Annotated in this window: 23 protein-coding genes; 12 read left to right on the top strand and 11 right to left on the bottom strand. The window is 72.4% G+C overall.

All coding sequences use genetic code 11. The features are described from left to right. The first annotated feature begins 8 nt into the window (after nucleotides 1-8). The gene (locus LCN96_RS17780) at nucleotides 9-308 is read left to right on the top strand and encodes a hypothetical protein (RefSeq protein WP_225273820.1); all 300 of its coding nucleotides are present in this window, start codon (nucleotides 9-11) and stop codon (nucleotides 306-308) included. Here the strand turns inward: LCN96_RS17780 and mmuM are convergent. From mmuM to LCN96_RS17800, 4 genes are all read right to left on the bottom strand, one after another. Beyond that, a complete protein-coding gene (gene mmuM, locus LCN96_RS17785) occupies nucleotides 280-1,146 on the bottom strand; it encodes a homocysteine S-methyltransferase (RefSeq protein ID WP_225273821.1) in 867 nt (288 codons plus the stop codon). The two genes, LCN96_RS17780 and mmuM, sit on opposite strands and share 29 nt — an antisense overlap. Before the next feature lies 1 nt (nucleotide 1,147). Further along, nucleotides 1,148-1,966: a trehalose-phosphatase gene (gene otsB, locus LCN96_RS17790; RefSeq protein WP_225273822.1), complete on the bottom strand. Its 819-nt coding sequence runs from the start codon at nucleotides 1,964-1,966 to the stop codon at nucleotides 1,148-1,150. A gap of 216 nt (nucleotides 1,967-2,182) precedes the next feature. Then, nucleotides 2,183-4,627, bottom strand: a complete 2,445-nt coding sequence (locus LCN96_RS17795) for a VIT domain-containing protein (protein ID WP_225273823.1) — start codon at nucleotides 4,625-4,627, stop codon at nucleotides 2,183-2,185. After that, nucleotides 4,624-5,448, bottom strand: a complete 825-nt coding sequence (locus LCN96_RS17800; RefSeq protein ID WP_225273825.1) for a helix-turn-helix domain-containing protein — start codon at nucleotides 5,446-5,448, stop codon at nucleotides 4,624-4,626. Before LCN96_RS17800 ends, LCN96_RS17795 begins: the two co-directional genes overlap by 4 nt. A 117-nt stretch (nucleotides 5,449-5,565) precedes the next feature. Between LCN96_RS17800 and LCN96_RS17805 the strand changes: the two genes are divergently transcribed. Both LCN96_RS17805 and LCN96_RS17810 read left to right on the top strand, forming a co-directional pair. Then, on the top strand, nucleotides 5,566-6,033 hold the full coding sequence (locus LCN96_RS17805; RefSeq protein ID WP_225273827.1) for a Dps family protein: 468 nt from the start codon (nucleotides 5,566-5,568) through the stop codon (nucleotides 6,031-6,033). Nucleotides 6,034-6,339: 306 nt separating this feature from the next. Beyond that, nucleotides 6,340-7,362 carry an alkaline phosphatase PhoX gene (locus LCN96_RS17810; protein ID WP_225273828.1) on the top strand — a complete coding sequence of 341 codons (1,023 nt, stop codon included), beginning with the start codon at nucleotides 6,340-6,342 and terminating at the stop codon, nucleotides 7,360-7,362. 88 nt (nucleotides 7,363-7,450) lie between these two features. Here LCN96_RS17810 and LCN96_RS17815 read toward each other — a convergent pair whose 3' ends face one another. Further along, nucleotides 7,451-8,047: a TetR/AcrR family transcriptional regulator gene (locus tag LCN96_RS17815; RefSeq protein ID WP_225273829.1), complete on the bottom strand. Its 597-nt coding sequence runs from the start codon at nucleotides 8,045-8,047 to the stop codon at nucleotides 7,451-7,453. Nucleotides 8,048-8,139: 92 nt separating this feature from the next. Between LCN96_RS17815 and LCN96_RS17820 the strand changes: the two genes are divergently transcribed. Further along, on the top strand, nucleotides 8,140-10,434 hold the full coding sequence (locus tag LCN96_RS17820) for an MMPL family transporter (protein ID WP_225273831.1): 2,295 nt from the start codon (nucleotides 8,140-8,142) through the stop codon (nucleotides 10,432-10,434). On the opposite strand, the gene LCN96_RS17825 is transcribed toward LCN96_RS17820, so the two are convergent. After that, complete coding sequence (locus LCN96_RS17825) at nucleotides 10,403-11,254, bottom strand: bifunctional helix-turn-helix transcriptional regulator/GNAT family N-acetyltransferase (RefSeq protein WP_225273832.1); 852 nt, start codon at nucleotides 11,252-11,254, stop codon at nucleotides 10,403-10,405. The genes LCN96_RS17820 and LCN96_RS17825 overlap by 32 nt on opposite strands. A gap of 94 nt (nucleotides 11,255-11,348) precedes the next feature. Here LCN96_RS17825 and LCN96_RS17830 point away from each other — a divergent pair, with 94 nt between their 5' ends. Both LCN96_RS17830 and LCN96_RS17835 read left to right on the top strand, forming a co-directional pair. Next, entirely contained in the window at nucleotides 11,349-12,254 is a 906-nt protein-coding gene (locus LCN96_RS17830) for a lactonase family protein (RefSeq protein ID WP_225273833.1), read from the top strand. A 52-nt stretch (nucleotides 12,255-12,306) separates the two neighbouring features. After that, nucleotides 12,307-13,755, top strand: a complete 1,449-nt coding sequence (locus LCN96_RS17835) for a N,N-dimethylformamidase beta subunit family domain-containing protein (protein ID WP_225273835.1) — start codon at nucleotides 12,307-12,309, stop codon at nucleotides 13,753-13,755. Nucleotides 13,756-13,767: 12 nt separating this feature from the next. Here LCN96_RS17835 and glpK read toward each other — a convergent pair whose 3' ends face one another. After that, nucleotides 13,768-15,225, bottom strand: a complete 1,458-nt coding sequence (gene glpK, locus LCN96_RS17840) for a glycerol kinase GlpK (RefSeq protein ID WP_225273837.1) — start codon at nucleotides 15,223-15,225, stop codon at nucleotides 13,768-13,770. 131 nt (nucleotides 15,226-15,356) lie between these two features. Here glpK and LCN96_RS17845 point away from each other — a divergent pair, with 131 nt between their 5' ends. Beyond that, complete coding sequence (locus tag LCN96_RS17845) at nucleotides 15,357-16,382, top strand: 6-phosphofructokinase (protein ID WP_225273839.1); 1,026 nt, start codon at nucleotides 15,357-15,359, stop codon at nucleotides 16,380-16,382. Between the two features lie 132 nt (nucleotides 16,383-16,514). On the opposite strand, the gene LCN96_RS17850 is transcribed toward LCN96_RS17845, so the two are convergent. Together LCN96_RS17850 and LCN96_RS17855 are read right to left on the bottom strand one after the other, a co-directional pair. Continuing rightward, nucleotides 16,515-17,297, bottom strand: coding sequence for an MHYT domain-containing protein (locus LCN96_RS17850; protein WP_225273840.1), 783 nt, complete (start codon nucleotides 17,295-17,297; stop codon nucleotides 16,515-16,517). A 94-nt stretch (nucleotides 17,298-17,391) separates the two neighbouring features. After that, the gene (locus LCN96_RS17855) at nucleotides 17,392-18,240 is read right to left on the bottom strand and encodes an MHYT domain-containing protein (protein WP_225273841.1); all 849 of its coding nucleotides are present in this window, start codon (nucleotides 18,238-18,240) and stop codon (nucleotides 17,392-17,394) included. Between the two features lie 111 nt (nucleotides 18,241-18,351). On the opposite strand from LCN96_RS17855, the gene macS reads away from it, so the two are divergent. The 3 genes from macS to thiI all read left to right on the top strand — a co-directional run bounded on the left by macS (nucleotide 18,352) and on the right by thiI (nucleotide 21,390). Then, complete coding sequence (gene macS, locus LCN96_RS17860) at nucleotides 18,352-19,449, top strand: MacS family sensor histidine kinase (RefSeq protein ID WP_225273842.1); 1,098 nt, start codon at nucleotides 18,352-18,354, stop codon at nucleotides 19,447-19,449. Between the two features lie 32 nt (nucleotides 19,450-19,481). Then, nucleotides 19,482-20,123: a response regulator gene (locus tag LCN96_RS17865; protein ID WP_225273843.1), complete on the top strand. Its 642-nt coding sequence runs from the start codon at nucleotides 19,482-19,484 to the stop codon at nucleotides 20,121-20,123. A 70-nt stretch (nucleotides 20,124-20,193) separates the two neighbouring features. Continuing rightward, nucleotides 20,194-21,390: a tRNA uracil 4-sulfurtransferase ThiI gene (thiI, locus tag LCN96_RS17870; protein ID WP_225273845.1), complete on the top strand. Its 1,197-nt coding sequence runs from the start codon at nucleotides 20,194-20,196 to the stop codon at nucleotides 21,388-21,390. Here the strand turns inward: thiI and LCN96_RS17875 are convergent, their stop codons facing one another. Both LCN96_RS17875 and aroF read right to left on the bottom strand, forming a co-directional pair. Further along, nucleotides 21,391-21,678, bottom strand: coding sequence for a YiaA/YiaB family inner membrane protein (locus LCN96_RS17875; RefSeq protein ID WP_225273846.1), 288 nt, complete (start codon nucleotides 21,676-21,678; stop codon nucleotides 21,391-21,393). It lies immediately after the preceding gene. Between the two features lie 110 nt (nucleotides 21,679-21,788). Then, nucleotides 21,789-22,811: a 3-deoxy-7-phosphoheptulonate synthase gene (gene aroF / locus LCN96_RS17880; protein WP_225273848.1), complete on the bottom strand. Its 1,023-nt coding sequence runs from the start codon at nucleotides 22,809-22,811 to the stop codon at nucleotides 21,789-21,791. 250 nt (nucleotides 22,812-23,061) lie between these two features. On the opposite strand from aroF, the gene LCN96_RS17885 reads away from it, so the two are divergent. Both LCN96_RS17885 and LCN96_RS17890 read left to right on the top strand, forming a co-directional pair. Further along, complete coding sequence (locus LCN96_RS17885) at nucleotides 23,062-23,658, top strand: molybdopterin-dependent oxidoreductase (RefSeq protein WP_225273849.1); 597 nt, start codon at nucleotides 23,062-23,064, stop codon at nucleotides 23,656-23,658. A gap of 54 nt (nucleotides 23,659-23,712) precedes the next feature. Further along, nucleotides 23,713-24,870: a sensor histidine kinase gene (locus LCN96_RS17890; RefSeq protein WP_225273850.1), complete on the top strand. Its 1,158-nt coding sequence runs from the start codon at nucleotides 23,713-23,715 to the stop codon at nucleotides 24,868-24,870. Nucleotides 24,871-24,902: the final 32 nt, after the last annotated feature.

The raw sequence follows: 24,902 nt of genomic DNA on the forward strand, positions 1-24,902 counted from the left end.
GCGGCTCGGTGGCCGAACACCTCGCGTACGCGCTCCCGCAGCCACGCGTGCGCCGGGTCGGCGTCGACCCCGCGATCCGGCGCGACAGCCCCATCCCGGCCAGCAGCTCGTCCGAGCGGGCCGGGCTCGGCTCCGGCCTCAACAGCGCCACCCGTGAGCTGGGCAGCGCCGTCGGGGTCGCCGTCATGGGGACGGTGATGGCCACGTACGGCATGCACACCGGCTACCGCGTCGTGGCCGCCGTCGTCCTGGCCGGAGCGCTGCTGACCGCCTGGTGGCTCAGGGCAGCCACGCGCGGATCTGCCTGATGTGCTCGGGCGTCGTCCGGCAGCAGCCGCCGATCAGCGACGCGCCGGCCCGCTGCCACTGCGCGGCGGCCATGCCGTACTCGACCGGGTCGGCCAGGCCCTGCCAGCGGCGGGCGGCGGCGTCCCACGACTCGCCCGAGTTGGGGTAGACGATCACGGGCAGGCCGCCCGCCAGGCAGGAGATCAGGCCGGGGATGTGGCGCGGCGCGGTGCAGTTCGCGCCGACGGCCACCACCTGCGGGTTTCCCGTGAACAGGGCGGCCGCCTCGCGGATCGGCGTGCCGTCGCTGAGCCGCTCGCCGTCGCGGCAGGAGAAGCTCACCCACACCTTCACCTCCGGCGTGCGGGCCAGCAGCGCGGCCAGCGCCCGCGCCTCGGCGACGGACGGGATGGTCTCGCAGGCCAGCAGGTCCGCCCCGGCCGCCGCGAGGATCTCCCAGCGCGGCAGGTGCCAGGCGTACAGGCCGTCCTCGTCGAGGTCGTAGTCGCCGGTGTACTCGGCGCCGTTGGCCAGGTAGGCGCCGTACGGGCCGACCGAGGCCGCCACCAGCCCGCGCCCGGCCTCGTCACGCGCCTGGGAGGCCAGCTCCACCGACAGCCGGATCAGCCGCTCGGCCGCCACCACGTCCAGCCCGCGCCGCTCGAACCCCGGCAGCGTCGCCTGGTAGCTGGCCGTGGTCGCCACGTCGGCCCCCGCCGCGAAGTAGTCGGCGTGCGCGCGCCTGATCAGCGCGGGCTCCTCCAGCAGCAGCCGCGCCGACCACAGCGCGTCGCTCAGATCCGCGCCGAGCTGCTCCAGCCGCGTGGCCAGCCCGCCGTCCAGGACAAGTGTCGTCACTTCATCCAGCGTACGGGGTCGCCCGGAATGCCCGGATGACGTGATCGAGCATGGCCGGGGTGTGCTCGGGGGCGTCGATCGTGAAATCGGCCAGGCGGGCCAGCTCGTCGCCCGTCTCCCCGTTCGCCACCGCCACCCTGATGCCCAGGAACGCCGGGTCCCGCTCCTCCCGCCCGCGCAGCGCGTCGAACGCCCGGCCGTCGGACAGGTCGTCGCCGAAGTACCAGGCGCGGGTGAGCGCCTCGGTCTCGCGCGCGACGAGCGTGCCCTTGTCACCCTCGACCGGCGGCCTCAGCTCGACCACCATGCGCCCGTACTGCTCGCGCAGCCCCAGCTCGGCCGCCTTCGCCGAGGCCCACCGCTCCACCGCGCCGCGCGCCGACGGCGAGGAGCGGTAGTGCAGCGCCACCATCAGCGCCTTGTCCTCCACCAGCACCTCGCCGGGCAGCTCGCGGGCGGCGTCGGCGGCCACCCTGGCGATGACCGGAGCCCAGGCCCCGGCCTCCGCCTCCGTGCGCACCCGGCCGTCGACCACGCTCTGCATGCCGTACAGGCCGAACAGCCCCAGCCGGGGGACGCCGGCGAGCCGCTCGCACAGGAACGCCGCCGGGCGGGCCGAGACGATCGCGACCCTGCCCACCAGCTCCGCCAGCACCCGCAGCCGCTCCACCGCGCCGGGCACCGGGAAGACGGCGGCGGGATCTCGCATGATGGGGGCGATCGTGCCGTCGAAGTCGAAGAAGAAGCCGGACCTCGTGCTCTGCGCGACGGTGGCGGACACCGCCTCGGTGAAGGGGAGCGGGGCGCGGGAGGTCGCCATGCTCAGTGACTGTAGAACAGCGTGACCGGATCGGACAGACGCTCATGTGCGCTGTGGGGGAGTGCGGGTGAGGGGAGGGGGCGAAGGTGGGTGGGGGCTTCGACATGACGGTGTCCGCGCACGCCTGCGCCGCCACCGAGAGGTGACGGTGCCCGTGCATGCCTGTGCCGCCACCGCGACGTGACGGTGGCGGCGCAGGCGGTCAGGCGCGGTTGATCACCCGCGCTTCCAGAACGGGCCCCGGCGGCGGCCGTCCGAAGGGCCGGGCTGGGGGGACGGCGCGGAGCCGCCGCCCGTGAGCGCGGTCAGCACCTCGACGGCGCGATCGTGCAGCGCCTGCGCGTCCGCGCCCGGCCGCTCGGCCGCCTCCAGCTCGCGGGCCAGCGTCTCCAGGTCCTCGTTCCCGCCGAGGAAGGCCGCCAGCGCGGCCAGCCGGGTGCCGAGGTCCGCCAGGTACAGCAGGTCAGGCACGGCCAGGGCGTTGAGCCGGTCGAGCTCGGCGGCGAGCTGGGGCCGTACCGACTCCAGCCGGTGGGTCGGCCGCCCGCCTGACTTGCGCCAGGGGCCGCCGGGGGCCTGGGGAGCGGGCATCGGCGGCCCGCTCGGCCGCGGCGCCCCGCCGTACGCCGGCCGCCCGGCGACAGGAGCCCCACCGGGAGCCCCGCCAGGACCGCTGCCGGGAGCGCCGGCAGGACCGCCGGTGAGGTCGCGAGCGGGCCCGCCGAGTTCCGGTGCGCCTCCACCCACGAACCCCTGGTCCAGGTCGGCCTGGCTGAGCCCCGGAGCGGGCATGCGCATCCTGGGCGCCGCCATGGGGGCGGCGGCCAGCGTCATCCCCGCCGCGAACGCCGGCGCCGCGCTCGGCAGCTCCCAGCCGCTCGGCGGCTCCACCGGCTGGATGACCCGATGCTCGGGCCCCTGGCCGGCGACCTGCCTGGTGTCGATCGCCACGTACGCGGTGAACCGGCAGAGCACGCCGTACTCCAGGGACGTGCGCACGATGCGCTGCTCCAGGTCGTGCTCGCCCATGGCGTACCGATCCTCCAGCTCGCGCAGGTGCGCCCGCGCCCACACGGCGCGGATGGCCGGATTGTCGGTGGTCACGCCGGGCACCCGCTCCTCCCACGGCGCCCCGGCGGCGGTGCCGCGCACGGTGACGGAGGAGCCCTCGCGGTAGCGCCCGTACGCGCGCAGCGGCACGCCGGGGAAGATCGAGCCGAGGTGGGTGACCGTGCCGGGCTCGACGTCGAGGTCCTTGAGCGACAGGTCGGTGACCAGGGGCGCGCCGATCCTGCGGTGGATGTGGTCCATGGCCGCGTCGAGCCGGTCCTCCGACTCGACCAGCTCGCACCGCCCGGCGCCGAGCCCGGCCAGCCGGCCGAGGAACCCGGCGTTCACGGCCCGGTCGATGCCCACGGTGTGCACGCGCATGGCCGACAGCGCGCCGCCCGCCTGCTCCAGGATCTGGTCCTCGTTGCCCACCTGGCCGTCGGTGACCAGCACCACGACGCGCTCGCGCCCGCTCTCCGCGCCGCCCAGCAGGGTGGTGGCCTGGCGCAGCGGTTCGAGCAGCTCGGTGCCGCCGCGGGCGTCCACCCCGGCCAGGTGCTCCACCGCGCGGTACCGGTTGCGGTCGGACGCCTCCACCAGCCCCTCGAACGCCTGCTCCACCACCGAGTCGAAGGTCAGCACCGCGAACCTGTCCTGCGGCGTCAGCGTGTCCACGATGCGCGCGGCGGCCCGGCGGGCGCAGACCATCTTCCAGCCGCCCATGCTGCCGGAGCGGTCGAGCAGCAGCACCAGGTCGCGCGGCGCGCGGGTGCCCTCCAGGGGCGGGGGCAGCACGGTGAGCGCGAACGTGCCCCGGCCGTCCAGTTGCAACGACGTGGAGGTGTCGAACGACAGCCGCAGCACGAAGTCCCGGTCGAGCCGCTCGCCGGGGCGCAGCCGTACGGTGTGGCCCTCCTCCTCCACGACGTGCAGGCTGGAGGCCAGCTCGCGCAGCTCCAGCCCGGCCGCGTCGATCGTGGCGGCCAGCGACAGCCGGACGGGGTTCGGGAAGCCGGGCAGCAGGACGGGCGGGCTGATCCTGGACGCGTCGGGCACGGCGTCGGTGTCGGGCGCGGTGCCGTCACCGGCCGGCGGGCCGTCGATCGGGCTGCCCGGGACGTAGCGCGGAGCCACGACCAGCGGGAACCTGAACGTGGCCGCGCCGTCCTCGTACGGCAGGGGCTGGCTCATCGTCAGCCGCACCGAGACGCGCTCACCGGGCAGGATGTTGCCCACCCTGATCGTGAACACGTCCGGCCGGTCCTCCTCGGCGATCGCCGCCCGCCTGCCCTCCCGCAGCGCCTGGTCGTAGTCGGCCCTGGCCTGGCCGCGCTCCTTCAGCACGCCCTCGATCACCCGGTCGTCGGCCTCCATCCGGAACCCGGTGACGGCCGCCCTGTCGGGCAGCGGGAAGACGTACGTGGCCTCCAGGGTGACGTCGAACGGGTTCCTGAAGCCCTGGGTGACCTCCACCCCGGCGATCAGGCCCGAGACGGCGGCGGACACGTCCACGCTCTCCAGCGGCAGGTTGCCGCGCTCGGTCAGCAGCGCGCCGAACCCGGCGTCCGGCACCGGCAGGCACCGTGCGGGCTCCAGCGAAGTGATCCTCATGTCAGCTTCCTCTCTTCGAGCACCGCGAGCAGCGGTCGCGCCGCCGCCAGCACCGCCTGAACGTCCTCCTCCGTGGGGGGCCGGCCCGCGTCCAGCACGAGCCGTACCCCGTTGCCCAGCCTGATCCCCGTGACTACTGCGCCGGTGTCATGTCCGGGGGCGGTGGTGGGCCTCGCTCCTGGCTCCCGTGCCAGGGCCGTACCTCTACGCGGGCGGTCGGACCGGCTTGCGCTGTGGGGCGGGCGCGGGTCGCCAGGCTGGCTCGGGCTGCCCGCGCTGTATGGCGTGCCGGGCACGGTGGTGCCCTGCGCTTCGGCCGCGGGCGCGGGCGCTGCGTCGCGGGCGTGCGTCGCGCCGCTGCCCGGCCGCTCGGCCCAGAACCGGCCACGCACGGGCTCGCCACCGTCCGGCCGGAGCACAGGCGACGGACCGTCCAGCGGCGGTACGGGCGACGGGCCGTCCTGGGGCGGTACGGGCAACGGGCCGTCCTGGGGCGGCGCGGGCGGCGACTCCAGGCGGGCCGCCGCCTCCAGCATCCGATCCGTGGCACCCGCGAGCGCCGCCTGAATCTCGGCGATCGACCGCCCGGCAGCCTGCAACCGCTTCACGGCGACGAGCTGCAGCAGATGCCGCCGCCCGTACCGGGCCACCCGCCCGCGCCGGGTGAGCGGCGGGTCCACGAGCCCGATCGTGGTGTACCACCTGATCAGCCGCTCGCCCGGGACATCACGGACCCGCCCGTTGACAGGCGCCGGCGCGCCGGCGCGCAGGGCGCGCGCCGCGTGCTCCGACAGCTCGCCGATCGTCCAGGTGTCACTCATAGGACCACGATGACACTGTCACTATTACACTGTCAATGACAGCCGGGGCAGGAAGATTCGACGTGTCCTTTACGTTCTTGAATGTGTAAATTCCGACCGCTGGGGAGGAAGTTAGACATGGCTACCATCACCGGCCCGCTCTCGGGCGACGCGAAGAACACTGTCGCCGAGGCCCTCCAGGGCGCCCTGGTTGACCTGATCGACCTGTCGCTGGTCGCCAAGCAGGCGCACTGGAACCTCGTCGGTACCCATTTCCGCTCGATCCACCTCCAGCTCGACGAGGTCGTCGCGCTGGCCCGTACCCATATGGACACCATCGCCGAGCGCGCGGTCGCCCTCGGCGTCAACCCGGACGGCCGCGCCGCCACGATCTCCCGCTCCAGCAAGCTCCAGCAGCCGGAGAGCGGCTGGATCGAGGACGGGAAGGTGCTGGCGACGATCACGGACGTGCTCGACGGCATCAGCAAGCGCATGTACGAGCGCATCCGGGCCACCGAGGAGGCCGACCCCGTCAGCCAGGACCTCCTGATCGCCGTGGCGCAGGAGATCGACAAGCAGCACTGGATGTTCCAGGCGCAGCGCTGACCGTCGCGAAGCGAGCCCGGGCCTGCTGCCCGGGCTCTCGCATGCCGGCCGGACGTCTCCGCGCCCGCCACGGTGCTGTCACCGGCACCCGGCTCCGAAGAGGCCCACGCACTCGAGCCCACCGACATCGGTCATCACGACACGGCAGGTCGCCGCCTGGCGTACCGTCAACGCCTGTACGGAAAGTCACCGCGCGAGAACCGCGCGGCGAACGGGATCGGGGTTTGCGCAGAGTTTGATGTCGCGAGTCCCTGCCATTCATGTCGGTGCGGTCGACTAGCGTGGCACCTAGAGGGAGGCCCCACGATGTCGCGCAAGACTCTCCTCCGCACGGGCCCGCTCGTGCCGGGCGGCGTCAGCCCGTACGGTCCGCTCGGCCTGGCAGGCACGGGCGGTTTGGCGTTGCCCCCAGGGTTCACCGGCCGGGTCGTGGCCCGCTCCGGCGAGAAGGTCGCCGGGCTGACCTGGCACGCGGCGCCCGACGGCGGCGCCTGTTTCCCCGACGGCGACGGCTGGATCTACGTGAGCAACTCCGAGCTGCCGCTGCTGGGCGGCGCCTCGGCGCTGCGCTTCCGCGCCGACGGCAGCATCGGCGACGCCTACCGCATCCTGTCGGGCACGGATCTCAACTGCGCGGGCGGTGCCACGCCGTGGCACACCTGGCTGTCGTGCGAGCTCGGCCACCGGGGCCGCGTCTTCGAGTGCGACCCGTATGGCGCCCGCGCCGCCCGTCCCCGGCTGGCCATGGGCCGCTTCAAGCACGAGGCCGCCGCCTGCGACCCCGAGCGGCACGTCATCTACATGACCGAGGACGAGCCCGACGGCTGCTTCTACCGGTTCAGGCCGGGCGACTGGGGCGACCTGACGGAGGGCACGCTGGAGGTGCTGTGCGCCTCGGGCCGCTGGCAGGCCGTGCCCTCGCCGGCCGCCCTGGTGCTGGAGGCCCGCCACCAGGTCGAGGACGCCCGTCACTTCGACGGCGGCGACGGCTGCCACTACGCCGGCGGCGTGTGCTACTTCACCACGAAGGGCGACACCGGCCTGTGGGCGTACGACGCGCAGACCGCCACGCTCGACCGGCTCTGCGAGGGCGTGCGCGCCATCACCGCCGCGCCCTCCGGTGATCTGTACGTCGCCAGGGAGCGCGCCGAGATCGACGTGATCGCGCCTGATCGGGCGGTGACGCCGTTCCTCCGGCTGGAGGGGCACGACGGCGCGGAGCTGACCGGGCTGGCGTTCTCGCCCCGGGGCGAGCGGCTGTACTTCTCGGCCAGGCGCGGGCGCACGGAGGGGCACACGTTCGAGGTGAGCGGCCCCTTCCGCACCTGACGCCACTTCCGCGCTGATGCTCTGGCGCGGGACGCCTCCGTGCCTGACGCTGCCTCCTGCCTGACGCCACCCCCGGCGCAGCGCCCGCTCAGGTGGCCAGGTAGCGCACGAGCATGAGCTTGAGCTCGGCCACCAGCTCGGCCGACCGCTCGGGCGTCGCCGTCGTGATCATCGGCATCACCGCCTTCACCGTGGCCAGCGCCATGGTGCCCGCCAGCCGGGCGCGTTCCTCGGGCAGCTCGGGGGAGCGCCGCCGCAGCATGGCCGCGAGGTGCCCCGCGATGTCCTCGTGCAGCCGCTGCGACGCCGCCGCGAGCTGGTCACCCGTCGCCGTGCCGTACAGCAGCGACCAGTACGCGGGCGACGCGCTCTTGAACCGCACGCTCTCGTCCACGAGCTGCCCCACCAGCACCTCCAGCGGCACCTCCGGTGTGACGGCGGCCAGCCGTCCGGCCCAGAACTCCTGCCGGTCGACCGTGTAGCGGGCGACCAGCCCGTCCAGGATCTCCTCCTTGTTCCTGAAGAACTGGTACAGCGACCCCGGCGACACCCCCGCCCGCGCGGCGACCTGGTTGGTGGTCAGCTCCGGGTAGCCGACGTCGGCGATCACCAGCTCGGCGGCGTCGAGGATCTCGGCCATGCGCTTCAGGCCGCGCGCCTGCCGGCGGACCGTGCGTTCAGCCATGGCACTCCTCGTTGACAAATACGAGCATTCACTTGTATTTCTGGGTCCGACAGTGAAACACGAGCAGTTTACCGAGTTTTCGGGGAGATCTCATGGTGACCACCCGCGCCCGTCCCGCCCGCCAGGCTCCGGCGGGCGGCCCGCCCCTGCGCAGGCTGGGGTTCCTGCTCGTCCGCCGGCGGCGGCTCGTGCTCGCGCTGGCCCTGGCGGTGCTGATCGGCGCGGGTGTGCTGGCGGCGGGGGCGGCCTCGGGGCTGTCGCTGGCCAGGTTCGAGGCGCCGGGGTCGGAGTCCGATAGGGCGCAGGCCGAGCTGGTGGAGCGGTTCGGCACCGGGAGCCCTGACATGATCTTCCTGGTGACGGCGCGCGGCGGCACCGTGGACGACCCCGCGGTCGAGGCGGCGGGCAGGGAGCTGACGGAGCGGGCCGGCCGCCACGAGGGCGTGGCCGAGTCCGCCTCCTACTGGACCCGCGGCAAGCCCGCCACCCTGCGCAGCCGGGACGGCAGGCACGCGCTGATCGTGGTGCGCATCCCGGGCGACGCCGACCACGTGCGCGCCACGGTGCTGCCCGCGCTGGTCCCCGAGATCACCAGGGGCGGCGACCTGCTGGAGGTGCGGGCCGGGGGCGGCGAGGAGGTGTTCAGGGAGGCGGTGCCGCTGGCCAGGCAGGACTTCGTCCGGGCCGAGCTGGTCATCTTCCCGCTCGCGTTCGTGCTGCTGTGGCTCTACCAGCGGCGCGCCATGGCGGCCCTGGTGCCGATCCTGGCCGGCGTGTACGCCATGGTGGTCGGGCTGGCGCTGCTCAGCGGCGTCCTGCTGTTCACCGAGATCTCCACCTTCGCGCTGAACCTGACCCTGGCCATGGGCCTCGGCCTGGGCATCGACTACTGCCTGTTCGTCATCCAGCGCTTCCGCGAGGAGACGCGGCGGGGTGCGGACCGGGCCGCCGCGGTCGCCGGGGCGGTCGAGCACGCGGGCCGGACGGTGCTGTTCAGCGGCCTGACCGTGGCCTCGTCGCTGGCCGTGCTGTTCGCGCTGCCGTTCGACTTCCTGCGTTCGTTCGCCTACGCCGGGATCGCGGTCGTCCTGGGCGGGCTGGTGGCGGCGGTGATCGTGCTGCCCGCCGTGCTGGCCACGATCGGCGGCACGATGCTGCCCCGGCGCGACGAAGCCGACAGGCGCGACAGGCGCGAGCGGGCGGGCGGCCACGGTCTGGCAGGCGGCCACGGGCGCAGGCCGGCGGGCGGCCACGGTCAAGGGCCGGCGGGCGGTCAAGGGCCGGTGGGTGGCTTCTGGCACGGGCTGGCCACCCGGGTGATGCGCCGCCCGCTGGTGTCCGGCGGCCTGGCCACGGTGCTGCTGCTCGTGCTCGCCTCACCGTTCCTGGGCCTGCGCTTCGGCGTCGCCGACGACCGCATCCTGCCGCCCGAGGCCTCCTCCCGCCAGACGCAGGAGATCATCCGCCAGACCTTCCCCGCCGAGGAGACCGACGCCATCCAGCTCATCTCGACAACGGCCGCGCCGGGCGATGTCTCCGCCTACGCCGCGAGCCTGTCCAGGCTGCCCGGCGTGGCGCAGGTGGACTCGGCGGCCGGCTCGTACGTGAGCGGCACCCGCGTCGGCGACGGCGACCCGGCCAGGTTCCGGGGCGAGGGCACCTGGCTGTCCGTGGTCCCCTCGGCGGCGGCGCTGGCCGACGACCCCGTGCGCCTGGTCGAGGCCGTCCGCGCGGTGCCGCCGCCCTTCGAGGTGCTGGTCGGCGGCTACCCGGCCGAGCTGGCGGACTACCGCGCCTCCGTCGTGGACCGGCTCCCCCTGCTGCTGGCGCTCATGCTGGGCGTGACGTTCGCCGTCCTGTTCCTCATGACGAGGAGCGTGATCATCCCGATCAAGGCGACGATCCTGAACGTGCTGAGCCTCGGCGTGATGTTCGGCGCCCTCGTCTGGATCTTCCAGGACGGCAACCTGTCGGGCCTGCTCGGCTTCACCCCGACGGGCACGCTGGACCCGAGCATCCCGATCCTCATGCTCTGCGTCGCCTACGGCCTGTCGATGGACTACGAGGTCTTCCTGCTCTCCCGGATCAAGGAGGAGTACGACAGGACGGGCGACACGGAGTCGGCCGTGGCCACAGGGCTGCAGGCGGGGGCGCCGCTGATCACGGCGGCCGGCGGGATCCTGGCGCTCACGTTCGCCGCCTACGCCACGGCGTCGGTGACGTTCGTGCAGATGCTGGGCGTCGGCATGGCGGTGGCCGTGCTGGTGGACGCCACCGTGATCAGGGCCGTGCTGGTGCCCAGCCTGATGCGCCTGGCGGGCCCGCTCAACTGGTGGCCCAGCGGCACGGCCGGGCCTACAGCTCGCGCGACCACATCTGCTCGGTGACCTCGATCCCGTTCTCCATCCCCTTCTCCTCCGAGTCCAGCTCGAACCCGGCTGCCTGGTAGAGCCGCCGCGCGCTCACCAGGCAGTCGCGCGTCCACAGCTCGATTCGCTTGAACCCCTCGGCCCGCGCGTGCCGCAGGCACTCCTCCACCAGCCGCCGCCCGATGCCCAGGCCGCGGGCGGACGGCTCGACCAGCAGCATGCGCAGCTTGGCCGTCGTGTCGTCCTGCCGCACGCAGAAGACGCATCCGGCCCGCTCCCCGTCCACCTCGGCGATCCACCCGGCGTCGCGGGAGAAGTCGAGGCCGCCCACGATCCTGGCGACGAGCTGCTCGAACTCGGTGCCCCAGCCGTACTCGGCGCTGTAGAGGGCGCCGTGCCGGTAGGCGACCCAGCCCAGGTCGCCGGGGCGCGGCGGCCTGATCACGTACGGCGCCCGCTCCTGCCCGCCGCCGCCCAGGAGCCGCCTGATCACCGCCATGCCGGCGACCAGTCGCTCCTGGTCGGCCTCGGGCAGGCCGGCGAGCAGGGCGCCGATCTCCTCCGACGAGCGCCGGTCGAGCGCCGCGAAGACGCCGGACCCGGTCTCGGTGAGCGCGACGAGCTGCTTGCGCGCGTCGGCCGCCGATCGCTCGCGCCTGACGAGCCCATCGCCTTCGAAGCGGGCCAGGATGCGGCTGAGGTAACCCGCGTCCAGGCCGAGCAGCCCGCGCAGCTCGCCGGTCTCCATCGGCTCGGCGTGCGCCAGCTCGAACAGCACCCTCACCTCGGTCAGTGAGTACGGCGAGTCGAGCATCCCCGCCTGGAGCGCGCCGATCACCTTCGTATAGAACCGGTTGAAGGCTCTGACCTCAGAAACCCTTGCTTCAGTCAACGAACTCATTGCCACAGTCAACCATAGGAGGATCCCCGCTGTGAAGCACGTGCGCATAGGCGGATACGGCCCCGGCATCGTCACGATCGGCGGCGACCTCACCCGCGTGACGGCCCCGTCGTTCCTGGCCGCCCACCCCTCACTGCCGGTCCTGTACGCCGTGGGCGAGCTCGAACGCGGCTGGCTCACCGCGTTCCAGGCCGACGGGGCCGCCCTCGGCCCGCTGGACGAGCGCCCCAGCGAGGGCCACAGCCCCTGTCACGTCGCCGTCGAGCCCGGCGGCACCCTGCTCGCGGTGGCGAACTACGGCGACGGCACCGCCACCCTCTACCGGCTGGACGAGCGGGGCGTGTTCGCGGGGGAGCCCATCGTGCTGCGCCACGAGGGCTCGGGCCCGGACGCGGAGCGCCAGGAGGGCCCGCACGCCCACCAGGCGGTCTTCCACGACGGCCTGCTGCACGTCTCCGATCTCGGCACCGACGAGATCCGCCGCTACCGCTACGACGGCACCCCGCTGGAGCCCATCACCCTGGCCCCCGGCACCGGCCCGCGCCACTTCGCGTTCGCGGGCTCACGCCTGTACGTGGCGGGCGAGCTCGACGGCACCGTCACGCTGATCGACGGCGCGGACCGCACGGTCCAGCGCGCCTCCCGCCAGGAGGGCGAGAACGCCCCCTCCCACCTGCAGCTCCACGGCGACCTGGTCTACGTCGCCAACCGCGGCCCGAACACGATCTCCGTGCTGAGCGCCGCCGACCTGTCGCCGGTGGCGGAGGTGCCCTCGGGCGGCACCTGGCCCCGGCACTTCGCCATCGACGGCGAGCTCATGTACGTGGCCAATCAGCAGGCCAACACCGTCACCCGCTTCAGGCTCGTGGACGGGGTGCCGGAGCCGGACGGGGAGACGTACGAGGTGGAAAGCCCGGCCTGTGTGCTGATCATGTAAGGAGTTCGCCAAGTCGCGGCCCGGCGGGGCGTCCCGTCCCGAGCATGGGCACGTGCGCAAGATCCTGCTCGCCCTCGCCCTCCTGGCCGCCGGCTGCGGCGCGGCGCCCGCCGCCCGGCCGCCCGCCGTGTCGCCGGCGGCCGTGCTCCCCAGCGGGCCCGCCAGCGGGACCAACGGCGGGCCGCCCGTCGCCGACGTCCAGGAGTCCTGGCGGATCACCCGGCACGGTGCCGAGCACGAGATCGAGGGCTACGCCGACGAGGTGAGCGTGCTGGCGGGCGAGCGGTTCCGGCTGCACGTCTCCACCACCGCGCCGCGCTTCTCCGCGCACGCCTTCCGCATGGGCGCCAACCCCTCGAAGGTGTGGGAGTCCGCGCGGGTACGCGGGACGCGGCAGGCCCCCGCCCGGGTCGTGAACGGCACGGTGACCGCCGCCCACTGGGCCCCGTCGCTGACCGTGGACACTACCGGCTGGCCCGAGGGCGCCTACCTGGTCAGGCTCGACGCCTCCACGGGCGCCCAGCGCTACGTGCCGATCACCGTGCGCTCGGCCTCCACCGCCGGCCGCGTGGTGATCGTGAACGCGGTCACCACCTGGCAGGCGTACAACCTGTGGGGCGGCCGCAGCCTCTACACCGGCCCCGGCGGCTACGGCTACCGCTCGCGCGCCGTCACCTTCGACCGCCCCTACGACGGCACCGGCGCCCGGCTCTTCCTCGACTTCGAGAAGGAGGCGCTGGCCGTGGCCGAGCAGAGCGGGGTGCCGCTGGCGTACCTGACGAACCTGGACCTCGTGCCGGGCGCGCTGGACGGCGCCCGCGCGGTGTTCTCGCTCGGGCACGACGAGTACTGGACGCCCGGCATGCGCGCGGCCGTCACCCGGGCCAGGGACGCCGGCGCGAACCTGGCCTTCCTCGGCGCCAACGCCGTCTACTGGCGGATCGCCGTGCGCGGCAGGCAGGTGCACTGCGACAAGGAGCGGGTGTGCGAGCTGTGGCGCGAGTCGCAGCCGGAGAGCGCGTTGATCGGGCAGATGTACGACTGCTTCCCCGCCGAGGGCGTCTACCGGGTGAGCAGGCCGGGGCACTGGATCTTCGCGGGGACGAAAGGGCGGCGCTTTCCCGGGATGGTGGGCGTGGAGACCGACCGGGTGTCGCGGGGGTCGCCGGCCGGGGTGAAGGTGCTGGCCGAGTCGCCGTTCTCGTGCGGCGGGCGGGCCGCTGTCACGCACAGCACGTACTACGCCGCGCCCAGCGGGGCCGGGGTGTTCGCCTCCGGGACCATGCGGTGGGTGTGCGCGCTGCGCGGCCGGGCGTGCGGGCACGGCGTCACCGACGCAGCCGCCGCCTTCACCCGCCGCGCCACGCTCAACCTCCTCACCCGCTTCGCCGAAGGCCCCGCAGGCGAAGCGCGCGCCGACGGCCCAGCGTCGCGCGCTGACGGCCGGGCGCCTCACGCCCTCGGGGACGCCTTCGTCCTCGGCGGCGCCCAGGGGCCGTGACGCGGAGCGGGCTCACCCGCCCGTGGCGAGCCGGACGGCCGCGCGCCAGCGCTCGTAGGCGGCGTCGTCCCGCTCGCCCGGCTCGAAGCGCCGGTCCAGGTGCCAGGTCTTGCGCAGCTCACCCTGCGACCCCCACACCCCGGCCCCCAGCCCGGCCAGGAACGCCGCCCCCAGCGCCGTCGTCTCCTGGATCGCCGGCCGCTCCACCACCGCCCCGAGCTGATCGGCCTGGAGCTGCATGAGCAGGTCGTTCGCGCTGGCCCCGCCGTCGGCCTTGAGCACCGCCCCTGATCCACCGGTCATCGACTCGACGACGTCCCGCACCTCGAACGCGATCGCCTCCAGTGTGGCCCTGACCAGGTGCGCCCGCGTCGTGCCGCGCGTGATGCCGGTGATCAGCCCGCGCGCCCGCGGATCCCAGTGCGGCGCCCCCAGCCCGGTCAGCGCGGGCACGAACACCACCCCGCCGCTGTCGGGCACCGTGCGCGCCACCGCCTCGGACTCCGGCGCCGTCCCGATCACGCCGAGCCCGTCGCGCAGCCACTGCACCGCCGCCCCCGTCACGAAGATCGACCCCTCCAGCGCGAACGTGCGCTCACCCGACGGCGTCTGCCAGGCCACCGTGGTCAGCAGCCCGGACTCCGAGCGCACGATCTCCCCGCCGAGGTTGGTCAGCACGAACGAGCCCGTGCCGTAGGTGCACTTGACGTCCCCCACGTCGAAGCAGGTCTGCCCGAACAAGGCCGCCTGCTGGTCGCCCGCCACGCCGCTGATCGGCACGTCCAGGCCGAGGAAGGCCGCGGGGTCCGTACGTCCGATCGGCCCGTAGTTCGGCACGATCTCCGGCAGCGCCTCCTGCGGCACCCCGAACAACTCGCACAACTCGGGCTCCCAGGCGCCGGACGCCAGCCCGTACAGGAGCGTGCGCGAGGCGTTGGACGGGTCGGTGACGTGCCGCGCTCCCGCCGTCAGCCTGGCGATGAGGTAGGAATCCACCGTCCCTATCGCTATATCTCCGGACTCGACGCCTTGCCAGACCCGGGGATCGTTCTCGGCCAGCCAGGTCAGCTTCGTGGCGGTGAAATAGGGGTCGAGGCGCAGCCCGGTCAGCTCGGAGACGCGCGGCTCGTGCCCCGCCTCGCGCAGCCGCCCGCACAGCGCGGCCGTGCGGCGGTCCTGCCAGACGATGGCCCGGCGCGGCGCCGCCAGCGTGCGGCGATCCCACAGCACGGCGGTCTCGCGCTGGTTCGTGATGCCCACGCAGGAGGGCGGTTCCGGCGCCGTCCGCAGCGCGGTGGCGCAGGCCGCGAGGGTGGCCTGCCAGATGTCCTCGGGGTTGTGCTCGACCCAGCCGGGCTCGGGAAAATGCTGCGCGAATTCTTCGTAGCCCTTGGCGATGATCTGCCCGTTTTCTGTGACAACCAGCGCCGTTACCCCAGTTGTCCCAGCATCGATGGCCAGCACATTCATGAAATTTCCTCCACGGTAAGGGTTTAGTTTTTCGGGGCCGTGTTTGGTCTAGACCACTCGGTGTGAGGCCGGGCACAATGCGAGTCTGACATCACGTCTGGTTCGTGACCCCTATCTGGGAGGAACCCGCCATGCGTATTGGAGTGCTCACCGGAGGCGGCGACTGCCCCGGGCTCAACGCCGTGATCAGGGCAGTGGTGCGTAAGGGGGTGAGCGTCTACGGTCATGAGTTCGTCGGCTTCCGCGACGGCTGGCGCGGCCCTCTCGAGGGCGACACGATGCCACTGGACATCCAGGCCGTACGCGGCATCCTGCCGCGAGGTGGCACCATCCTTGGCTCCTCCAGGACGAACCCGATGAAGATCGAGAACGGGGTCGACCGGATCAAGGAGAATCTGGCCGCCACCGGTGTGGACGCGCTGATCGCCATCGGCGGCGAGGACACGCTGGGCGTGGCCAAACAGCTCTCCGACCGCCAGGTCAACGTCGTGGGCGTGCCCAAGACCATCGACAACGACCTGTCGGGCACCGACTACACCTTCGGCTTCGACACCGCGGTCAACATCGCGATGGAGGCCATCGACCGGCTGCACACCACCGCCGAGTCCCACCACCGCGCGCTCATCTGCGAGGTCATGGGCCGCCACGCGGGCTGGATCGCGCTGCACGCGGGCATGGCCGGCGGCGCGAACGTGATCCTCATCCCGGAGAAGCCGTTCGACATCGACCGGGTCTGCGAGTACGTCGAGTCCCGCTTCCGCACCCGCTACTCGCCGATCATCGTGGTCGCCGAGGGCGCGCACCCCATCGAGGGGCAGATGGAGCTGCAGACGGGCACGCTCGACGCGTTCGGCCACGTCCGGCTGGGCGGCATCGGCGAGGTGCTGGCCAAGGAGATCGAGAAGCGCACCGGCAAGGAGGCCCGCACCACGGTGCTCGGCCACATCCAGCGCGGTGGCACCCCCACGGCCTACGACCGGGTGCTGGCGACCAGGTTCGGCCTGCAGGCCATCGACGCGGCCCACGAGGGCGACTACGGCAAGATGGTCGCGCTGCGCGGCACCGACATCGTGCGGGTCGGGCTCGACGAGGCCACGGCCGAGCTGAAGACGGTGCCGGTGGAGCGCTACTCCGAGGCCGAGGTGTTCTTCGGCTGAAAGCGGCTTGCAAGCGGGCGGCCGTACCTTCGAGTCAGCGGGGTTACCGCTACAACCCCCTCAAGGTACGGCTTGCGCCGCAGAGAGTCGGCGGCCCACCATTGCGTCGCAAGCCGTACCAGGCCGGAGGGCTCAACCGCGGGGCGTGCCGAAGAGATCCACCTCCGGCGCGCCCTCGTCGCGTCCGCCCAGCCGTTCCCTGAACTCCGCCTCGCTGCGCAGCTCCTTCTCCGAGGGCGACAGGATGACGGTGAGCAGCAGCCCCACCGTGATCACGCTGATGCCCACGATGAGCGGCAGCAGGAAGTCGATGGCCCGCGCGCCCGGCACGGGCACCAGCTCCGTGTGCGAGGCGACCGACATCGAGGACATGCCGGTGTAGTGCATGCCCGAGACCGCCACGCCCATGACCAGCGCCGCCCCGCCGATCCTGAGCGCCCCGCTGACGCGCAGCGTGAACCAGAGCGCCACCGTGGCCGCCGCCACCGCGATCAGCACCGACAGTGAGACGACCACCGGGTCGTAGGAGACGTGGGCGGACATGTTCATGGCCGCCATGCCCAGGTAGTGCATGCCCGCCACGCCGAGCCCGGTCAGGACGCCGCCGCCGAGCAGGAACGCCGGCCGTTCCCCGCCGTGGGCGGCCAGGAACAGCCCCATGCCCACGACGACGACGGCGAGGAACGCGGAGGCCGCGGTCAGCGGCACGTCGTACCTGATCGCCAGGCCGTCCACGGAGAAGCCGAGCATGGCGATGAAGTGCATCGTCCAGATGCCGGTGCCGCCGATCGCGAAGGCCGCGCCGACGAGCCACCACCTGCTCTCACGCCCGCCGATCAGCCTCGCGCGCGAGGTGAGCAGGAGCCCCAGCATGGAGCCCACGCTGGACATGACGTACGCGAGTACGGGCGTCAAGAGCCCATGTGAGAAATGATCGATCGGCGACATGCCCCACCCATCCCTTACGCACCGATAAGGGAGTATGAGCAGTGAGTCGTCGCGCGCGCAACTACCTTCGCCGAGCCTGCATCGGCTGTTGGCGCGGCATTGGCGTGGGGTACGTGAGTTGTTGCTGATGAGCGGTGCGACGGCGGAGTTCGAGCTTCGCCACGAGTTCGGCGTCCTCGTGCAGTTCCTCCTCCGACGGCGACAAGATGACCATGAGGAGCATGGTGAGGGTGATGAGGCTGATCACGGTCATCAGGGGCACCAGGAAGTCCAGCGCGTCGGCACCCGGCACCACGGCGGCCTCGGCGTCGACCGAGACGTGCATGGCGTACATGCCGGTGTAGTGCATGCCGGAGACGGCCACGCCCATGACCAGGGCGGCGCCGGTGATCCAGATGGGCTTCTTGACCCGCAGGGTGAACCAGAGCGCGACGGTCGCGGCGACCACGGCGATGCCCACGGAGGCGGCCACGGTGAGCCGGTCGTAGGAGACGTGGGCGGACATGTTCATCGCGTACATGCCGAGATAGTGCATGGAGGCCACGCCGAGCCCTGTCAGCAGGCCGCCGCCGAGCAGCGCCAGGACCCGGCCGCCGCCGTACGAGACCAGGAACAGGCCGGTGCCGACGACCACGATGGCCACCACCGCGGAGGCCACGGTGAGCAGCACGTCGTACTTGATCTGGGTGCCCTCCACCTCGAAGCCCATCATGGCGATGAAGTGCATGACCCAGATGCCGGTGCCGCCGATGGAGATGGCCGCGCCCAGCAGCCAGCGCACGCGGGCGCCGCCGCGCGAGGCGTGGGCCTGCGCGGTGAGCCGCAGTCCGAGCATCGAGCCGATGCAGGACATGACGTAGGCGAGCAACGGCGTGATCAGTCCGTAGGTGAAATGATTCACAGCGGTCATCTATCGGTTCCTTGCATTAGGGGTTCCCGGATTGTGCCATCCCGGATGTCCCTTTCGCTTGGATATCCGAACTATCTGTCAACTTCCGTGTCGGAAACATGAGAAGGACTCATGGCTATCGAGGGGCCGTTCTGGCGGGCGATCGCGGTCTTCCGGGTGGCGTCGCTGGTCTACGCCGCCGTGCTGATGGCCCAGCACCGCGGCTACGAGCAGCCGCTGCTGGGCTGGCTGGTGATCGGCGTGATGGCGGTGTGGACGGCCGTCGCCACGTTCGCCTACGCGGCCGAGGCGCTGCGCCGGTGGCCGCTGCTGAGCGTCGACCTGGGCGTGACGCTGGCGTGCCTGCTCACCACCCCGGCCGTGCAGGGCGGCCAGCAGGTGGCGATCGGCGCCATGCCCGTGCCCGCCACCTGGATCGCCGCGCCCGTGCTCGCCTGGGCCGTGCACTACGGCAGGCGCGCGGGCACGCTGGCGGCGGCCGTGGTGGCGGCCGGCGAGCTGTGGTCGCGGTCGCGGGTCGAGGAGCCGTCCGTCCTGATCAACGAGACGGTGCTGCTGCTCATGGCCGGCTGGCTGGTCGGCCACATGGTCCGGCTGGCCAAGCGGGCGGAGGAGCGCATGCAGCGGGCCGCCGAGATGGAGGCCGCGCAGCGTGAGCGGGAGCGGCTGGCCCGCGACATCCACGACTCGGTGCTGCAGGTGCTCGCCCTGGTGCAGCGGCGTGGCAGGGAGCTCGGCGGCGAGGCGGCCGAGCTGGGCCGCCTGGCGGGTGAGCAGGAGGCCGCGCTGCGCGAGCTCGTCTCGGTCGGGCCGCCGCCTCTGGGCACGACCGACCTGCGCTCCCTGCTGGCCCGCTTCGGCTCACCCTCCGTGACGGTCTCCAGCCCGGCCACGCCGCTGCTCCTGCCCGCCGAGGCCGCCGCCTGCCTGTCCGCCGCCGTCGGCGCGGCCCTGGACAACGTCCGCGCGCACTGCGGGCACGAGGCGCGCGCCTGGGTGCTGGCCGAATCGCTCGACGGCACCGTCACGGTCACGGTCAGGGACGAGGGGCCGGGCATCCCGGAGGGGCGGCTGGAGCAGGCCGCCGCCGACGGGCGCATGGGGGTGGCCAGGTCGATCCGAGGGCGGATGAGCGAGCTGGGCGGGAAGGTGTCGATCGTGAGCGTCCCCGGGCAGGGCACCGAGGTGGAGATCACCCTGCCCGCCTGACGAACGCCAACAGTGCCGCCTACAGTGGCGCCATGGTGCGGGTCATGGTGGTGGACGACCATCCCATGTGGCGCGACGGCGTCGCCAGGGATCTGACGGAGGCCGGTTACGAGGTCGTGGCCGCCGTGGGGGAGGGCCGGCAGGCCGTCAGGGTGGCCGGCGCGGTGCTGCCCGAGGTCGTGGTGCTCGACCTGAGGCTGCCCGACCTGTCAGGGCCCGAGGTGACGGCCCACCTGGCGCGGATGGACCCGGCGCCCAGGGTGCTGGTGCTGTCGGCGAGCGCCGAGCAGGACGACGTGCTGGAGGCGGTCAAGGCCGGCGCCTGCGGCTATCTGGTGAAATCGGCCAGCCGCGAGGAGTTCCTCGACGCCGTGCGCCGCACCGCCGACGGCGACGCCGTGTTCACCCCGGGGCTGGCCGGGCTGGTGCTGGGGGAGTACAGGCGGCTGGCGGTGCAGCTGGAGCCCACCGAAGGGCCCCGGCTGACCGAGCGGGAGACCGAGGTGCTCAGGCTGGTGGCCAAGGGGCTGTCGTACAAGCAGATCGCCGAACGGCTCGTGCTGTCGCACCGCACCGTGCAGAACCACGTCCAGAACACCCTCGGCAAGCTGCACCTGCACAACCGGGTCGAGCTGGTGCGATATGCGATCGAGCGGGGGCTCGACGCGGACTAAACTCGGGTGGTCGCGGCGTTGGCATCTTCGATCGCCGCGCTCATCCCCTTCTTTCCCCGGAGGTTCCACCATGACGATGTCCGCCCTGGGCGAGCCGTGCGTTCTGCTCAAGCTGGGCGAGATCGTCCTCAAGGGCAAGAACCGCGAGCTGTTCGAACGCCGCCTGATCGCGAACATCCGCGACGCCCTGCAGACGGTCGGCGTCCAGGTCGACGTGCGCAAGCGGCACGGCGTGATCGCGATCTTCCTGCCCGAGGGCGCCACCGCCGAGCAGGCGGACGCCGTGGCGCAGCGCGTCGCCGACGTGCCGGGGCTGGTCTGGATCCACCGCGCCTGGCGGGTCGCCAAGGACCCTGACACCGTGCTCAAGGCCGGTCTGGAGCTGGTCGGCGAGAGCGAGGAGGCCAAGCGGGGCGCCCGCTTCGCGGTCCGCTCCCGCCGCCGCGACAAGCGCTTCCCGCTGCGCTCCAACGAGCTGGACCGGCTCGTGGGCGGCGCCATCAACGACGAGTACGGCCTGCCGGTCGACCTGAAGAACCCCGAGCTGACGGTCTTCATCGAGGTCGACAGGGACGAGGTGTTCGTCTTCACCGGCGGCATCCCCGGCCAGGGCGGCCTGCCCGTCGGCAGCAGCGGCCGGGCCCTGGTGCTCATGTCGGGCGGCATCGACTCGCCCGTGGCGGCCTACCGGATGATGCGGCGCGGCCTGCACGTCGACTTCCTGCACTTCTCCGGCATCCCGTTCACCACGTCGGAGTCGATCTACAAGGCGTACGCGCTGGTCAGGAAGCTCGACCGGTTCCAGGGCAGGTCACGCCTGTGGGTGGTGCCGTTCGGCAAGGCCCAGCAGTCGATCCGCACCTCCGGCCAGGACCGGCTGGCGGTGATCGCGCAGCGGCGGCTGATGCTCAAGACGGCCGAGGAGGTCGCCCACCGCATCCGCGCCTCCGCCCTGATCACCGGCGACGCGCTCGGGCAGGTCTCCTCGCAGACTCTGGCCAACATCACCGCCCAGGACAACGCGGTGGAGCTGCCGATTCTGCGACCGCTGGTGGGCTGGGACAAGACCGAGATCATGGCCGAGGCCCGGCGCATCGGCACGCTGGAGATCTCGGAGCTGCCCGACGAGGACTGCTGCTCGCTGCTGGCTCCCAAGCGGGCCGAGACGCGGGCCAAGATCGAAGACCTCAAGCAGATCGAGAAGCGGCTCGACGCGGAGGAGCTGTGCGTGCAGCTCGCCGACTCGATCCAGGAGTACACCCTGTGATCAGGCGTCGACCTTGAACGGGTCGTGCTGGGTCAGGAGCTTGTCCAGCCGGGCCTGGTCGACGCGGTTGCTGACCTCCGAGAGCTCCTGCCGGTCCCTGACGACCTTGCACAGGGTGACCGTGGAGGTGACGACGTACAGGAGGCCGAGCCCGAGGAACGCCCTGATCCAGCCCTCGACGGGCAGGTAGACCAGGGCGATCACCACGGAGGTCAGCGAGACGGCGAACGACAGGATCGCCTGGACGTAGAACGCGGTGGTCTGCGTGGGTTGAATGGGCTTCGTCATGGAGCCATGGTGCGGCCCGGACGAGGGCGGGCACATGAGGATTCGTACTCAGGTTACCCATGAGTACGACCGGCGGTCCGCTTGTGGCGGCCGGTCGCACCCCGAGCGGATCAGGCCGTCGCGGCCGTCTTGCCGAGCAGCGCCGGGAAGTCGGTCATGATCTGCGCCAGCTCGCCCAGGTCGGCGTCCACCAGCGCCTGCGGCCCGTCACAGAGCGCCTGCTCGGGCTGCGGGTGCACGTCGATGATGACCCCGTCGGCGCCGACCGCGACGGCCGCGCGGGTCAGCGGCAGCACCAGGTCGCGCCGGCCGCCCGAGTGCGACGGGTCGACGATCACCGGCAGGTGCGACAGCCGCTGCGCCACCGGCACGGCCGAGACGTCCAGGGTGTTGCGGGTGGCCGTCTCGTAGGTGCGCACGCCCCGCTCGCACAGCACGATGTCGAGGTTGCCGCGCTGGGCGATGTACTCGGCCGCCATCAGCCACTCCTCGATCGTGGCCGTCATGCCGCGCTTGAGCATCACCGGCCTGCCGGCCGCACCGACCTCCTGCAGCAGCGCGAAGTTCTGCATGTTGCGGGTGCCGACCTGCAGCATGTCCGCGTACGAGGCCACCATCTGCACGTCCCGCGCGTCCACGACCTCCGTCACGATCGGCAGGCCCGTCTCCTCGCGCACGTCGGCCAGGATGCGCAGGCCCTTCTCGCCCAGCCCCTGGAAGGCGTACGGGGACGTGCGCGGCTTGAAGGCCCCGCCGCGCAGCAGCACCGCCCCGGCCGCCTGCGCCATCCTGGCCGCCGCGAGCGTCTGCTCGGGCGTCTCCACCGCGCACGGCCCCGCGATCAGCGTCACGGTGTCGGGGCCGATCGGCACGCCGCCCACGTGCACGGTGGAACGTTCCGGATGATTCTCCCTGCTGACCAGCTTGTACGGCGTGGACACGCGCATCACGTCGCGCACCCCCGCCATGCCCCGCAGGCTCGCCGCGTCGAGCTGCGTCACGTCGCCGACCAGGCCGACGATCGTGCGCGACACCCCCTTGCTGACGAACGCCTCCACCCCGGCCGCCTCGACGACGGACACGATCGACTCGATGTCGGCGGCGGTGGCCTCGGGCCCCATCACGATCACCATCTGCTTGCTCCTTGGAAGGGAAAACTCACCGGGAAACACAGAAGGCCCCGGGTCCGATCGGACCCGGGGCCTTCGTTCGCCTGTCTGCTAGCGCAGCATCAGATGGCGAACGGACTCGGGTCCGCCGCCATAGGAAAACAGGAACGCTGCGTGCATAGTGCGAAAGCCTACCGCACCGCACCCGCTCGCGAACCACTCATGACCCGATGGCAGGATGGCCCAAGACGCGAGACCGGTGAGGGGAGTGATCGTGGAGGAGTCGCGCCTGCCTCCAGGCCAGTACGTCCCGCGCGGCAGGCCCGTGATCCACTACGGCAGGGTGCCCGCGTTCAAGCCGGACAGCTGGGACTTCCGGGTGTTCGGGGCCACGGCGTCGGGCGAGGAGCACCGCTTCGACTGGGGCGAGTTCGAGCAGTTGCCACGCGCCACGCGCATCGCCGACTTCCACTGCGTCACCAAGTTCTCCCTCATGGCCAACGAGTGGCGCGGCGTCACCCCCGCCACGATCATGGCCGCCGCCCCGCCCGACCCCGGCGTGCGCCACGTGATGATCTGGGCCGAGTACGGCTACAGCGCCAACCTGCGGATGTCCGACTTCGCCGCGCCCGGCACGCTGTTCGCGACGGAGCTGGACGAGAAGCCGCTCAGCCCCGAGCGCGGTTTCCCGCTGCGCATCGTGGTGCCGCACCTGTACGCGTGGAAGAGCGTGAAGTGGGTGCGCGGCATCGAGTACCTCCTGGAGGACCGCAGGGGCTTCTGGGAGGAGCGCGGCTACCACAACGTCGCCGACCCGTGGCGCGAGCAGCGCTACTCCTACCAGGAAGAACCCGGAGAGGGCCCGCCCTGACACAACTCCGTGTTTTCCCCCGGGCACGGTCCGTTATTGGTTACGGTTTCCAGCATGCTGACCACCGTGTGCGTGGCGCTGTGCTCTCTGACCTTCCTCCTGGGCTACAGGCTCGCTCGCGCGCCGTGGCGCGGCCCGGCGGCACCGGAGGGACACAGGGCGGACGACGCCACGTACACCACGCTGCACATCGCCGCGATGGCCGCCCCCGCCCTGCGCGCGGGGCTCGATCGCGACTCCGCCCGTAAGGCCGTGCGGCACCTGCGCACCCTGCTCGGCACCTCGGCCGTCGCGATCACCTCGACCGACGCCGCGCTGGCCTGGGACGGGCCGTGCACCGACGACGTGCTCACCTACGCCCGCGCCACGATGGCCGCCGGGCAGGCCCAGGTGTTCCCCGGGCGGCCCGGGGGGCCTGAGCTGGGGGCCGTGGCGGTGCCGCTGACGGTGGACGGCACCGTGGTGGGCGTGCTGGCGGCCTTCGAGCAGGAGGTGAGCGCCGCGCTGGTGCGTACCGTCTGCGAGGTCGGCCGCTGGGTCTCCGGCCAGCTGGAGCTGGCCGAGCTCGACGCCTCCAGGCGGCGCGCGCTGGAGGCCGAGATGCGCGCCCTGCGCGCGCAGATCTCGCCGCACTTCGTCTACAACGCGCTGACGACGATCGCCTCGTTCGTCCGCACCAACCCCAAGCGCGCCCGCGAGCTGCTGCTCGACTTCGCCGACTTCTCCCGGTACGCGCTGCGCAGGGCCCACGACTTCACCACCCTGGCCGACGAGCTGACCTGCGTGGACCGTTACCTGCTGCTGGAGCGGGCCCGGTTCGGCGACAAGCTGCGCTTCAGCATGCAGGTGGCCCCCGAGGTGCTGCCCGTGCCGGTGCCGTTCCTGTGCCTGCAGCCGCTCGTCGAGAACGCCATCAAGCACGGCATGGCCGGCCGCGGCGGCCCCGGCGAGGTGCGGGTCGTGGTGCGGGACGCGGGCCCCGAGGCGCACATCACGGTCGAGGACGACGGCGCCGGCATGGACCCCGAGTGCGCCAGGCGCATGCTGGACGAGGACCCGGCGCGCGAGGGCAGCGGCATCGGCCTGGCCAACGTGGACCTGCGCATGCGCCAGATCTACGGCGACGGCTACGGCCTCGTCGTGGAGACGGCGCTGGGGGCCGGGACCAAGGTGCGGCTGCGCGTACCCAAGACGCAGCTTAGCTCTTTGTAGTCAAATCCTTACGCTATGCTAGCGTGGCGCTG

Origin of the sequence: Nonomuraea gerenzanensis, from assembly GCF_020215645.1 — a bacterium.
In the GTDB taxonomy this organism is placed as follows: domain Bacteria; phylum Actinomycetota; class Actinomycetes; order Streptosporangiales; family Streptosporangiaceae; genus Nonomuraea; species Nonomuraea gerenzanensis.

What these genes read in the sequence shown, in the direction of transcription:
- otsB (WP_225273822.1), bottom strand. Translation starts at nt 1,966, where the DNA reads ATGGCGACCTCCCGCGCCCCGCTCCCCTTCACCGAGGCGGTGTCCGCC.
- LCN96_RS17795 (WP_225273823.1), bottom strand. Translation starts at nt 4,627, where the DNA reads ATGAGGATCACTTCGCTGGAGCCCGCACGGTGCCTGCCGGTGCCGGAC.
- LCN96_RS17800 (WP_225273825.1), bottom strand. Translation starts at nt 5,448, where the DNA reads ATGAGTGACACCTGGACGATCGGCGAGCTGTCGGAGCACGCGGCGCGC.
- LCN96_RS17805 (WP_225273827.1), top strand. Translation starts at nt 5,566, where the DNA reads ATGGCTACCATCACCGGCCCGCTCTCGGGCGACGCGAAGAACACTGTC.
- LCN96_RS17810 (WP_225273828.1), top strand. Translation starts at nt 6,340, where the DNA reads ATGTCGCGCAAGACTCTCCTCCGCACGGGCCCGCTCGTGCCGGGCGGC.
- LCN96_RS17815 (WP_225273829.1), bottom strand. Translation starts at nt 8,047, where the DNA reads ATGGCTGAACGCACGGTCCGCCGGCAGGCGCGCGGCCTGAAGCGCATG.
- LCN96_RS17820 (WP_225273831.1), top strand. Translation starts at nt 8,140, where the DNA reads ATGGTGACCACCCGCGCCCGTCCCGCCCGCCAGGCTCCGGCGGGCGGC.
- glpK (WP_225273837.1), bottom strand. Translation starts at nt 15,225, where the DNA reads ATGAATGTGCTGGCCATCGATGCTGGGACAACTGGGGTAACGGCGCTG.
- LCN96_RS17845 (WP_225273839.1), top strand. Translation starts at nt 15,357, where the DNA reads ATGCGTATTGGAGTGCTCACCGGAGGCGGCGACTGCCCCGGGCTCAAC.
- LCN96_RS17855 (WP_225273841.1), bottom strand. Translation starts at nt 18,240, where the DNA reads ATGACCGCTGTGAATCATTTCACCTACGGACTGATCACGCCGTTGCTC.
- macS (WP_225273842.1), top strand. Translation starts at nt 18,352, where the DNA reads ATGGCTATCGAGGGGCCGTTCTGGCGGGCGATCGCGGTCTTCCGGGTG.
- LCN96_RS17865 (WP_225273843.1), top strand. Translation starts at nt 19,482, where the DNA reads ATGGTGCGGGTCATGGTGGTGGACGACCATCCCATGTGGCGCGACGGC.
- thiI (WP_225273845.1), top strand. Translation starts at nt 20,194, where the DNA reads ATGACGATGTCCGCCCTGGGCGAGCCGTGCGTTCTGCTCAAGCTGGGC.
- LCN96_RS17875 (WP_225273846.1), bottom strand. Translation starts at nt 21,678, where the DNA reads ATGACGAAGCCCATTCAACCCACGCAGACCACCGCGTTCTACGTCCAG.
- aroF (WP_225273848.1), bottom strand. Translation starts at nt 22,811, where the DNA reads ATGGTGATCGTGATGGGGCCCGAGGCCACCGCCGCCGACATCGAGTCG.
- LCN96_RS17890 (WP_225273850.1), top strand. Translation starts at nt 23,713, where the DNA reads ATGCTGACCACCGTGTGCGTGGCGCTGTGCTCTCTGACCTTCCTCCTG.